This window comes from Enterocloster sp. 210928-DFI.2.20 (assembly GCF_020554465.1).
Taxonomy (GTDB): domain Bacteria; phylum Bacillota; class Clostridia; order Lachnospirales; family Lachnospiraceae; genus Enterocloster; species Enterocloster bolteae.
The window spans coordinates 49,718-61,764 of record NZ_JAJCHK010000018.1 but is presented as its reverse complement, the minus strand read 5'-3'; the positions used below and the strand labels follow the sequence as shown (position 1 = coordinate 61,764).

Annotated in this window: 13 protein-coding genes; 12 read left to right on the top strand and 1 reads right to left on the bottom strand. The window is 48.5% G+C overall.

The features are described 5' to 3' along the window. Positions 1-133 precede the first annotated feature (133 nt). Positions 134-454, top strand: a complete 321-nt coding sequence (locus tag LI015_RS16655) for a YerC/YecD family TrpR-related protein (RefSeq protein WP_002565896.1) — start codon at positions 134-136, stop codon at positions 452-454. Between the two features lie 136 nt (positions 455-590). Here the strand turns inward: LI015_RS16655 and LI015_RS16650 are convergent, their stop codons facing one another. Further along, positions 591-1,208, bottom strand: coding sequence for a DUF1836 domain-containing protein (locus LI015_RS16650; protein ID WP_002565897.1), 618 nt, complete (start codon positions 1,206-1,208; stop codon positions 591-593). Between the two features lie 77 nt (positions 1,209-1,285). On the opposite strand from LI015_RS16650, the gene LI015_RS16645 reads away from it, so the two are divergent. From LI015_RS16645 to LI015_RS16595, 11 genes are all read left to right on the top strand, one after another. Continuing rightward, a complete protein-coding gene (locus LI015_RS16645) occupies positions 1,286-1,429 on the top strand; it encodes a hypothetical protein (protein ID WP_007038638.1) in 144 nt (47 codons plus the stop codon). A gap of 37 nt (positions 1,430-1,466) precedes the next feature. Next, on the top strand, positions 1,467-3,809 hold the full coding sequence (gene pcrA, locus LI015_RS16640; protein WP_227125710.1) for a DNA helicase PcrA: 2,343 nt from the start codon (positions 1,467-1,469) through the stop codon (positions 3,807-3,809). A 271-nt stretch (positions 3,810-4,080) separates the two neighbouring features. Then, entirely contained in the window at positions 4,081-4,398 is a 318-nt protein-coding gene (locus LI015_RS16635) for a hypothetical protein (protein WP_002565899.1), read from the top strand. A gap of 201 nt (positions 4,399-4,599) precedes the next feature. Then, positions 4,600-6,000, top strand: a complete 1,401-nt coding sequence (gene rlmD, locus LI015_RS16630) for a 23S rRNA (uracil(1939)-C(5))-methyltransferase RlmD (RefSeq protein WP_227125708.1) — start codon at positions 4,600-4,602, stop codon at positions 5,998-6,000. Between the two features lie 231 nt (positions 6,001-6,231). Continuing rightward, a complete protein-coding gene (locus tag LI015_RS16625; protein WP_002565901.1) occupies positions 6,232-7,077 on the top strand; it encodes a hypothetical protein in 846 nt (281 codons plus the stop codon). A 93-nt stretch (positions 7,078-7,170) separates the two neighbouring features. After that, positions 7,171-7,599: a hypothetical protein gene (locus tag LI015_RS16620; RefSeq protein WP_002565902.1), complete on the top strand. Its 429-nt coding sequence runs from the start codon at positions 7,171-7,173 to the stop codon at positions 7,597-7,599. A gap of 24 nt (positions 7,600-7,623) precedes the next feature. After that, positions 7,624-8,055: a hypothetical protein gene (locus LI015_RS16615; protein WP_002565903.1), complete on the top strand. Its 432-nt coding sequence runs from the start codon at positions 7,624-7,626 to the stop codon at positions 8,053-8,055. Between the two features lie 154 nt (positions 8,056-8,209). Further along, entirely contained in the window at positions 8,210-8,920 is a 711-nt protein-coding gene (locus tag LI015_RS16610) for a hypothetical protein (protein WP_002565904.1), read from the top strand. Further along, positions 8,914-10,548, top strand: coding sequence for a hypothetical protein (locus LI015_RS16605; protein ID WP_002565905.1), 1,635 nt, complete (start codon positions 8,914-8,916; stop codon positions 10,546-10,548). The genes LI015_RS16610 and LI015_RS16605 overlap by 7 nt, the downstream gene beginning before the upstream one ends. Positions 10,549-10,610: 62 nt before the next feature. After that, positions 10,611-10,826 (top strand): hypothetical protein, encoded by a 216-nt coding sequence (locus LI015_RS16600; RefSeq protein WP_002565906.1) that lies wholly within the window; start codon positions 10,611-10,613, stop codon positions 10,824-10,826. An 18-nt stretch (positions 10,827-10,844) separates the two neighbouring features. Next, positions 10,845-12,026 carry an antirestriction protein ArdA gene (locus tag LI015_RS16595; RefSeq protein WP_002565907.1) on the top strand — a complete coding sequence of 394 codons (1,182 nt, stop codon included), beginning with the start codon at positions 10,845-10,847 and terminating at the stop codon, positions 12,024-12,026. The last annotated feature ends 21 nt before the right edge of the window (positions 12,027-12,047 follow it).

Sequence of the window (12,047 nt, the reverse complement as noted above, 5' to 3'; positions counted from 1 at the left end):
CCGTCACGTATGGACTTTCAGACTTTAATATGCTAAAATGAACAAGTATGGGGCTTATATGACCTGTAATCATTTTACAATACACATGCGGAGGGGGAAGGCCGTATGAATTATAAGGAGAGATAACCAGGACATGAACAAGAAAATTAAAACAGAAGCAGTGGACCATCTATTTGATGCCATACTAACTTTAAAGACTCCGGATGAATGTTATAAGTTTTTCGAGGATGTGTGCACCATCAATGAACTGCTGTCCCTGTCCCAGCGCTATGAAGTGGCCAAGATGCTGCGGGAAGGCAAGACCTACCTGGAGATTGCGGAGAAAACAGGCGCATCCACCGCTACCATCAGCCGAGTAAACCGTTCGCTGAATTATGGAAGTGACGGATACGACATGGTGTTCGCCAGGCTCACAGGGGGAACGCAGGCAGACAAAGGGGATAATGAAAGCTGAGTATGATAAAGGGTGTATTAAAAAACGGATATTGCGGCAGGATTGCTGCGATATCCGTTTTGTTTTCTATAGGTATGCCGGCAGCCCCGGCAATCCATTTTTTGTACGTCAAGGCGGGGCTGACAGGTTATGGAGCCTATTTCTTGCGGGGGGCAGGCGCATCCTCCCTGAGCTGATCCGCGATCATTTCAATCATCTGTGTCTTCAGATACACGTCAAAGGACAGCTCGCAGATAAAAGCAAACAGCTTCAGATATTCCCTGTCCTTGTCATCCACAGGAGCATCTGAAAATGTATCCTGGGCACGGGCAAACTTAGCCGCCACATCAGACTTCAGATTATTCATCTCGCCCTTTTCCAAAGTAAATACTTCGTTGTAGATATCTTCCAGGGACAGTTGGGATGTCTGGCCTGAGAAATGCTTTGATGTAATAGGACGGAAAAGCTCTTCAATATCACTAAAGGACAGAAGGTTTTTAAAATAATATATGAACACAAGCATCAGCATGTGGTCCTTGGAATACTTCTTCTTCACCGGGGGAGGCAGAAGATTATTCTTGGCATAATTGTTAATCATGGTCTTGGTCAGGACTTTATCACCCGGATGGCGTCTCATATCTTTTAAATGGCTGTCCATGAAGGTGGTAACCTGGTCCATGTACAAATCAATATCAGGAATCTCGTCCGCCTTGACATGGGACAGGTTCCCCAGATAGGAAAACAGGTCCTGCAGACGTTCTTCATTTGTCTTCATCTATGTGTCACCTCTGTCATTCTTATCACATTGCTATATCTATTATATAGTATTGAATACTAGATGACAAGGGGGAAATGAAAATCTATGCGGGTTTATGGGGGAATGCCTGTAAGACAGGAAACAGGAGATATGGCAATGGAGAGACAGCTGCCTGTAATGCGGCTGCAATCGTCCGAAAGGCAGGTCTTGCAGGATGGGGTTCAGAATGGTATACTTAATAAACATAATTGCAGTTAAAAAGGCGGTACATAATTTATGAGTATTTACGATACATTGAATCCCATGCAGAAGGAGGCAGTCCTTCAAACGGAAGGGCCTCTCCTTATTTTAGCTGGGGCCGGTTCCGGAAAGACCAGGGTGCTGACCCACAGGGTGGCATACCTGATTGAGGAGAAGCAGGTGAACCCGTGGAATATACTGGCCATCACATTTACCAACAAGGCGGCCGGGGAGATGAGGGAAAGGGTGGACCAGCTGGTAGGCTTTGGGGCTGAGAGCATCTGGGTCAGCACCTTCCACTCCACCTGTGTGCGCATCCTGCGCAGGCATATAGAGTATCTGGGTTACACCACGAATTTTTCCATCTATGACAGCGACGACCAGAAAACCCTGATGAAACAGGTGTTCAAGGCCATGGATGTGGATACCAAGCAGTTCAAGGAGCGTTCCGTGTTAGGCACTATATCCTCTGCGAAGGACAAGCTCATCGGTCCTGAGGAATTCCTGTTAAATGCAGGGCAGGACTTCAGACAGCGCAGGATTGGGGAGATATATAAGGAGTATCAGAAGCGTCTTAAGAAGAATAATGCACTGGATTTCGACGATCTCATTGTAAAGACAGTGGAATTATTCCAGAATAACAGCGAGATCCTGAATTATTATCAGGAGCGGTTTAAGTATATCATGGTGGATGAGTACCAGGACACCAACCTGGCCCAGTTCAAGCTGGTCAGCCTGCTGGCTTCCAAGTACAGGAACCTGTGTGTGGTGGGGGATGACGACCAGTCCATTTACCGGTTCAGGGGGGCGGATATAGGGAATATTCTGAGCTTTGAGGAGATGTTTCCCGGGGCAAAGGTCATTAAACTGGAGCAGAATTACCGGTCCACCCAGAACATACTGAATGCGGCCAACGGCGTTATACGCCACAACCGCGGGCGTAAGGATAAGACCCTGTGGACTGCCAATGGCGAAGGGGATTTGATTCGTTTTAAACAGTTTGACACAGCCAGAGAGGAAGCGGACTTTGTGGCCAGGGAGATAAGGGACAGCGGCTATGCCTATCAGGAGCAGGCTGTGCTCTACCGCACCAATGCCCAGTCCCGTCTTCTGGAAGAGCGGTGTATCTTTTACAACGTACCCTACCGTCTGGTGGGAGGCGTGAATTTCTATCAGAGAAAGGAAATCAAGGATATTCTGGCCTACTTAAAGACCATAGCCAACGGAGTGGATGATTTGTCGGTGCTGCGCATCATCAATGTGCCCAAGCGGGGAATCGGCGCCACCACCATGGGGAAGGTTACCATCTTTGCCTCTGAACATGGCATGAGCCTGTACGATGCTCTCAGGGAGGCCAGGCAGATTCCGGGCTTGGGTAAGGCTGCTGAAAAAATCGGAGCCTTTATAGGACAGATGGAAAGCTTCCGGGCCAGGGCACAGTCAGATGATTACACCATCCAGGACTTGATAGAGGGCATCATGGACGAGACCGGCTACCAGCAGGAGCTGGAGGCAGAGGGAGAGGTGGAGTCCCAGACCAGGCTGGAGAATATAGAGGAGCTGGTCAACAAGGCCGTGAGTTACGAGGAAGACAGCGAGCATCCATCTCTGGATGAATTCCTGGAGCAGGTAGCCCTGGTGGCTGATATAGATAATATGGATGAATCCGAGAACCGGGTCACCCTCATGACCTTGCACAGCGCCAAGGGACTGGAGTTCCCGAAGGTGTACCTGGTAGGCCTGGAGGATGGGCTGTTTCCCAGTATGATGTCCATAAATTCCGATGACAAGACGGACATGGAGGAGGAGCGCCGTCTCTGCTATGTGGGTATCACAAGGGCCAAAAATGAGCTGGTGATTACCAGCGCCAGACAGCGGATGGTCAACGGCGAAACCAGATACTGTAAGCCCAGCCGTTTTATGGAGGAGGTGCCGGGTGAGTTGCTGGAAGAGGAGCGTCTGGAACCAGTGCTGGGAAGCTATGGCAGCCGGAACAATGGTGCCGGTGCAGGCGGATTTGGCAAGACCGGTATTTCCGGCGAGGCAGGCCTGCCGTGGAACCAGCCGGCAGCGGGGAATACGCGTACAAGCACCTTTGGAAAGGGATATAACGCATATGCATCCGGATCATCCCAGCCCTTGTCAGGCCGGGGCACCGGCAGCACAGCGGGAAATCCGGGATTTGGCAAGGCATTTACAGTGCAGAAGGCAGCAACCCTGGATTACAGCGAGGGAGACAGGGTCAGGCATATCAAATTCGGAGAGGGAACGGTGAAGTCCATCAGGGACGGAGGTAAGGATTACGAAGTCACGGTGGTATTTGACGGTGCGGGCCAGAAGAAAATGTTTGCATCCTTTGCCAAGCTGAAAAAGGTCTGATGGGTGTGCTGGCATCTGGGATGCCTGGCGGTAAGCGGCATTTGCTGAGCGGAATCGGGCGCCTGCCTGGCTGAAACAGGTATCTGTCTGGCCGAAACAGGCATCTGCCCAGCAGATTTCTGCCAGGACTGGGATTTAATTAAAATTGGATTGAAACAATTGGATAAAATTTGAATAAATTGGGATAGTAAATCAAGAGCTTCCATGATATAATAATTAAAAACAAGCAAGAGGGCAGCAGTGCTTATATATAAGAAAGGACGTGGGTAGAATGAACAGATTTGACAGAGACAGGTTTGATCAGATGGGCAAAGAGGCATTAAGCCGTGTAGAAGAACTGATGAATTCCAGCAGGATCAATGAACTGCTTCACAAGAGAGAAGAGGACGAGAAGAAAAAGAACTGTATTCTCTGGGTACTGGCCATCATTGGAGCAGTTGCAGCAGTTGCAGGAATTGCATACGCTGTATACCGTTTCTTTACTCCTGATTATCTGGAAGATTTTGAAGATGATTTCGATGATGATTTTGACGATGACTTCTTTGAGGATGAGGAGCCTGAGGAAAAGAAGACAGAAAAGGCTGAATAGCAGAGGCTGCCTTAAGACCATCATAAGATACACAGTAAGATATACAGTAGGATGATAGAACAGGATAGTTGTTGGGACCGCCGCGGAAGTGGCGGTCCTTTTTGGGTCTGGCTTGATGCGGACCCTATTGCATGATATAATGATACGGCAAAAGAGGACCATAAAAAAATGCCTAAGCAGCGGGCAGAACGGAGATATTTTATGAAAAAAGGCGATATTTACGAAGGAACAGTAGAAAAAATCGAATTCCCCAATAAGGGGATCCTTCATATAGATGGCGAGAGAGTAGTGGTAAAGAATGCTATACCAGGCCAGAAAATTCAGTGTGTGATTACCAAGCGGAGAAAAGGGAAGTCGGAAGCCAGAACCCTGGAGATACTGGCGCATTCCCCGGCAGAAAAGCCAGAGGAGGCATGTCCCCATTTTGGGATATGCGGCGGCTGTATTTACCAGAGCCTGCCCTATGAAGAACAGTTAAACATTAAAAAGGAGCAGGTAAAATCCCTGCTGGACACCGTGGTAGAGGACGGTACCTATGAGTTCCAGGGAATCAAGGCCAGTCCCATCTCATCAGGATACCGCAACAAAATGGAGTTCTCCTTTGGGGATGAGGTAAAGGATGGTCCGCTGGCATTGGGAATGCACAAGAGGGGAAGCTTTTACGATATCGTAACCACTCCGGAGTGCCGGATTGTACATCCGGATTTTTGCAGAATACTGGTAGCCACAAAAGAATATTTTGAGGAGCTGGGGGTTGCATTCTATAAAAAATTACAGCATCAGGGGTATCTTCGCCATCTGCTGGTCCGGAGAGCGGTAAAGACAGGGGAAATTCTGGTAGACCTGGTGACCAGCACACAGAGGGATTATCTGGGTGAAAGGACGGAGGAAGAGGTACTGGCAGAGTGGACGAAAAAGCTGGTGGGCCTTCCTTTGGACGGCAGGCTGGCGGGCATCCTCCACACAGAAAATGACTCCCTGGCAGATGTGGTTCAGAGCGATGCTACCCACATCCTTTATGGACAGGATTACTTTTACGAAGAACTGCTGGGGCTGCGTTTTCGCATCTCGCCCTTTTCCTTCTTTCAGACCAATTCCCTTGGTGCGGAGGTGTTGTACGATACGGCACGGGGATTCGTAGGCGATACAAAAGACAGGGTGGTATTCGACCTATACAGCGGTACCGGGACCATTGCACAGATACTGGCGCCTGTGGCTAAAAAGGTGGTAGGCGTTGAGATTGTAGAGGAAGCAGTCAGGTCAGCCCAGGTAAACGCCAGGCTCAACGGACTGGAGAACTGCGAGTTCCTGGCCGGCGATGTGCTCAAAGTGATTGATGAGCTTCAGGATAAGCCGGATTTGATTGTAGTGGATCCGCCCAGGGATGGGATACATCCAAAGGCATTGGGAAAAATCATTGATTTCGGAGTGGACCGGATTGTATATATATCCTGTAAACCAACCAGTTTGGTCAGGGATTTGGTGGTGCTGCAGGATAGAGGGTATAGGGTGGAGAAAGTTTGTGGAGTGGATATGTTTCCGGGGACAGGGAATGTCGAGGTGGTGATAATGATGCGGAATTGTGGTTTGGAAGGAAAATAGAGGGGGTTTACCACAAGATATAGTGGTTTTTGGCGAAAAATCGAGGAAAAAATCGGGCAAAAAATGGCCGTTTTTGACCTCGATTTTTTGGCCTTTTCATAGATGTGAGACGGGTAAAAGAGGATATGGGGTAAAATTTCAGGTCAGCCAGATCAAAAAATGGCGGGCCTTTTTAATAGAGTATCAAAAATAGAAACGGCTATATGTGAAGAGACAGAGAGGGGAATTTAGATGTTTAAGATTTATTTGAGCCGGACAGTAAGCCCTGGTGTAGGTATCAGTCTGCCGGCTACGATCGAAGAAATGAGAGAAGCCTATTCTCTTCTGAATGGAACGGATACAGTTCCATTGGAAACAGCTACCGCCTATGTGGAATCGTCCATTCCAAATCTGCGCCAGTACCTGTATGAGGTCCCTGTGTCAGAAAAAAGATTGGAGGAACTGAACTATCTGGCCTATCGTGTGAAATGGATGGACAGCCAGGATGAGGCGGTATTCGGAACCGTGATTGAGATGATGAAACCGGAGACACTCCAAGATATGATCAATCTTTCCTGCAACATGGATAAATTCAGATATCTGCCGAGCGCAACTACAGAAGTAAAATTAGGAGAATATCTGCTGAAGGGAAACGCTGATATGGCTATGGAGGAGCAGGCAGCCAGATCTAATTATGAAGGGATTGGAAAAGATTATATAAAAAAACACGGTGGTATGTTTCATGCATTTGGTTATACCAGCGGGATTCAAGAAGAACTGGAGCCCATCTATAGAGGGGAGGAGTTACCAGATCCGGATTTCAAACAGACTTGTAGTTTTAAAGTATGGATTTATAAAGGGAATCCTTATGATAACTATACATTGAGCCTTCCGGCAACCGAAAGCAAAATGGATGCGCTCAAGAGCGCTATGGGAATTTCAAACTGGAGCGAATGTAAACAGTTAGCCATCCAGTGCAGAGTGCCAACGCTGTGGGATGGGCTGCCGGAGTATGGTTCCATAGAGGAGTTGAATGATTTGGTGACTGAGCATTGTCAGAGCATGGAGAATCAGCAGGCGCCAGTATTGGAGATGTAAATGAAAAGGTCATAGAATAAAAAATCCAGGTCAGCCAGATTAGAAAATGGCTGGCCTTTTTAAATAGATTATAAAAAATGAAGGAGGAATTTCATGCAGATCACAACCGATGAGTTACGCAGAATGACAAATCAGGAAGGACTGATTCTCCAGGGTTGCGGAGGGGATGCGCAGGAGTGGATAGACGGAATCAACGAACTGTTAACACAGGAAGGCATTTTATTGGAGGGGACAGAGTTTAAGCATGTGAAGTCATTTTGTCATGAGGGATTGACCAACCTGCTGTTTCCGTTTGAGGATGTGAAACTCGATCTTGGAAAGCTGGCGATATGGAGAATTAAGAGCCATGAGACGTTTGGGGGTACTTGGCTGTCTGATTATGTTCCGAACCGGTTGGGAGGTTTTCTGGACGAGGCGCCTGCACAAAAGACAGAGGAGATTCAACAGCCGGGTGAACACCCGTCTCATTCTGCATGGGAAGGCGAGGAAGCTGGTCTGGGCGGGATGTCGATGAAGCAGTAAATGGGTAGGGGGATTACCAATTAATTGGTTTTCGTAAGGTCAATACATCAAAAAAAGATGGTGAATCATGAATTGAAAGATTATACAGTGAACACAGCCATAACCTTTCATACCGGATTTGATGACAGGGAGTGTAACTGCCTGATGTATGAAGGGATGAAGGAAAAGATTAAACATGATATCCAGACCGCATTCTTAAGTGATGAAAGCCTTAAGGGTTATATCACCAGCGATCTGACGCTTCGGTTCTTGGATGGCTACAAGGTACGGGTGGAGTATGAGTTTTCCTGTTACGATGAAAATAAGCAGGAGGCAGAAGGATTTTCCAACTACTGTGTAAAAGGAGTCCAGAGCAGACTGGAAGAACTGGGGTACCGTATAGAGAGTATCAGTTCAAAAGCAGAAGAGATGGGTATGGGGTGGCTCGATGAATTGGAATCCATGGTATTCCGTTAGAGAGAAGAGCTGGAAATTTAATCAGCCGGACTTTTATAGGAACGTGTTGATGGCTGGTGAGACCGTGGAACCGCAGTTATGTCTTTTTAAATAAGGGCATAGCTGCTTTTTTTATGTCAAAATCCCACTGATTTGAAAGAAAGGACTGAGAATCATGACTGTAAGATTTATGAAAGGGACGTCAATCGCGGAGCTGGAGCGGGAAATGCAGCAGGTGCCAGGGTTCAGGCCGCGTAAAAGCGGAATCATCCGGAGCCGGCAGGCTGGAGAGACAGCGGGGATTGGAAGCTGCCGGTATGTCAATGTGTGGAGAGCAGAAAAAGAACAGGGTAGGGACGGCCATCTGTATACCGCAGCGGATGAGGAAATGCCTTCTGCATTCTATCAGATTTTACTCAGACTGTTGACAGAGGAGCTGCCGGGATCAGCCCTGACGGTCCGGGTAGGGAAGCTCCGGGAGGAAGGGGAGAAAGGGATTATGCTTTTTAAAAGTGAGGAACACAGGCGGCGGTTTCGGGCGCTCATGCGCTGCGGTTTATATCCGGGGCTTGTGACGGAACCGGGATTCGCTGCCGCCGTGTTTCTATTGAGCAGCGAGGAGAGGCTTTGGGAAAAGGCCGGGCCATTTGTGCAGGAGCGCACGATTGACTACAGCCGATTCCGCCTTCGCGGGGCTGATTTGGACAGCTATGCAACGTTCTGTGTGGCAAAGGAATTATGTACTGGAAAACCTTATGTGTCTTTATCAGAGTTAGGGGATCCGGAGTTGTTCCATGACGGGCTGTTGCGTCTGATTATCCATGCGATCTTAATCAGCCGGCATGGAATAGGGACTGTCTTAAATGAGGAGGAAGTGGAATGTTAGAAATCCGGATTGGCTATGGGGATATGGTTTCAGAACTGATGAGAATTCCTATGTCGGCTTCGGACTCTGAGGCTGTCAAAAAGATACTGGACGAGGGGAAAACCGGGAATCAGACAGTGACGGTCCGTTCTCTGGTTTCACCGGTTCAGCCGCTGTCGGAGATGATTACAGGGCTGGATTACGGAGATGAGACGAGGCGGAAGGAACTGGACTTCCTGGATTCGCGGCTGCGGCATATGACAAGGAGAGAGCAGGATATTTTTTCCGTGGCGCTTAAATTGGAAGCGCCCGGAACGCTGAAGGAGATCATCAATCTTTCCTTTAACTTGGACTCCTACGATCTGTTGGAGGATATCAGTGACCCGGGGCGAACTGCGGCAGAGTTGTTACGCAGGGGAAAACAGATTGAGATACCAGAGGTACTGTACCCCATGCTGGATTTTGAACGCATCCGGGATTCCTATTTTGCAGACCACAAAGGTGATTACTGCCCAAGTGGCCTTGTCTTAAAGCGTGAGGATACTGTTTATACAGAAGTGTATCAGAACCACTTTCCGGATCCGGGATATGATAAAAATTCGCTATTTCTGCTTCATCTGCGCCGCCCCTCGCAAAATGGAATGGTAAACGTTTCCCTGGCAATCCCGACAGATAAAGAACAAATGGAGCTGGCAAAAAAGGAACTGGGGATACAGGAGTTTTCCGAATGTCAATGGAATCAGTACGGCGGACCGCTTGATGAGCTGCGTCATTATCTTCCGGTAGGGGGTAAGGTAGACGAACTGAACCGGTTTGCCTGGTTTTTAAAAGAAAAGGTGCTGGACGGCACGGAGCAAATCGTGGAGAAGCTGAAAGCGGTGTTAACTGCGGAATGCCCCCGCAGCCTGGATGAGGCCATTGGTATTTTAAATGACCTGGATCATTATCAGGTTCTTTCAGAATTTCGGACACCAGAAGACTATGCCAGGTGGCGGATGAAGGATGACGGTTCGCTTTATGTTTCACGGTTTTGTGAAGCATACCTGGACTGGAACAGTCTGGGTAAGGCGCTGATGAAGCGGGATGGAACCAGATGGTCGGAACAGGGAACCGTGCTGCGTGATGAGTGGCATTGCAATGAACTGAGCGAGAACGCTTCCGTTATCAGACTGTACAGTCCGCTGTTGGCAGAACTGGTGGATGAAGATGGGTATTCCTCCTCGCTCTCTTCCGTTGGATTGATTTCTTATGAGGAGGATATCCGGGACGCGATTGCTGCAGATGATATCTTAAAAACAGAAAAAGGACTTGCAGATTACCTGGACAATCAGCTTTTAAAGCAAAGGGTAATCAGTATGTGCCCAACCGTGGAACGCTATCAGTATAATCTCTGGGGAGTGCTGGAAATCAAGAGCCATGGGGAGCTGAACCAGGAGGAGTTAGAGGTCCTCAAACGGGAATGGGCCGGACAAGCTTGTGATGGCTGGGGAGAATGTTTTTCACAGGAAGGCATCGAGTGTGATTCGGACTGTGATCTGTATGTCTATTTTGGCCATTCTAAATTCCGCGTACAGACGGAACAGGAACTGAAGGGGATTGTAAAAGAGCAGGAACTGACAGGCATGGAGGGGATGGGCGGCATCTCATAAAAAGAAGGGAGGGAGCCATCCAACAGCTGTGAAACTAGAAATCTGAAAGAGGAGGCGGGGGGATGATGCATTATGGACGTGTCCGCAGCGATTTGCAGCAGGCAGAAAGAACGATCAGCATGGCATTGCGATCAAATATAGTTTCAGAGACAGAAAAGAGAGCGCTGGAGGAAGCGCTCAATCTGGTACAGGAGGCAGCGGAAAAATGCCGCTTGGCGCAGGCTGAGTCCGTCCGGAAAATATTTTCACAGGGAATGAGTCATTCAGAAGGACGGTGAAAAAGGAGGTTGAGAGATGTGAATCAATCTATGCAGGTATGGATTTATGCCTGCCAGTTTATAGATGATCCTGCCTATCAGGGAAGTGCCCTATCTCTACCGGCTCACCGGGAGGCGGTGAGGGATGCGTTTCAGAGGGCAAGGTTAAAGGAAGGGGAGCCTTATCATTTAGAGCGCGGCCGGGGCTGGCCGGGATTTATCGAATCGGTTCTGGACCGCTACAATCATACGCTGGAAGAATTGAATCTGTTAGTCTATAAGTTGGCACAGATGACTGAGAAGCAGATCGAGGTTTATGAAGGTGTTCTAAAGGCCCTTCCGGAACGAAACATGAAACAGGTTATCAATGGCCTGTATAACCTGGAGCGGTTTGAATTCCTTCCGGGAATTCAATGCGACAATGAAATCGGGGAAATGACCATTGACAATGATCTGGATCCGATTTTGAAGGATTTGCCGGGAGACATTTACCCGCTTTTGGATACCGAAAAGGTTGGAGCGTATATAAGGGAAAAGGAAAATGGCGTGTTTACATCCAAGGGCTACTGTTACCGTGTTTCAGACCAGTGGCAGGAAGTCTATGACGGAAAGCAGCTTCCGGAACAGGTGGAGATTCATCGCGCCCTGTTTTCTCTGTATCTTGTCCCTGCGGGAACGAATACGGAAGATTTAGGGGTGGGAGCCTGGCTGGAACTTCCATATGATGAAGCGGCAAAAAATCAGGTATTAGAGAGGCTTGGACTGGAATTATTCAGCCATTGCGGGATCGCCAAAATACACGCTGCGGCCCCGCTGTTTGAGCAGTTAGCAGGGCAAGATCATGACATAGATCGGTGGAACCACCTGGCTAAGAAGCTAGCGTCTATGACAGAAAAGGAGCTGCTGAAATACAAAGCCGTGTCGGAGTTTGAAGGCTGTTCCAGCATAGAGCAGGCTGCCGAGCTGACTGATATGCTGGAACAGTATACGTTTGACCCGGTACAGGTGACTTATGCCACCTACGGCAGGGAATGTCTGGAACAGATGGGAGCGGACCTGGAAGCACAGGCATTTCGGAGATTTGACTTTGAAGGCTATGGGAAAGAGCTGTATGCCCAGACCGGGAGGAAGCTCACGGCCTATGGAGCAGTCTCAAAGGAGCCCGTCCTGGAGGAAGTTCAATCGGAGGACCATGCCATGATGACGCAGGGAATGGGATAGAGGAGGCGAGGAAGTATCAAT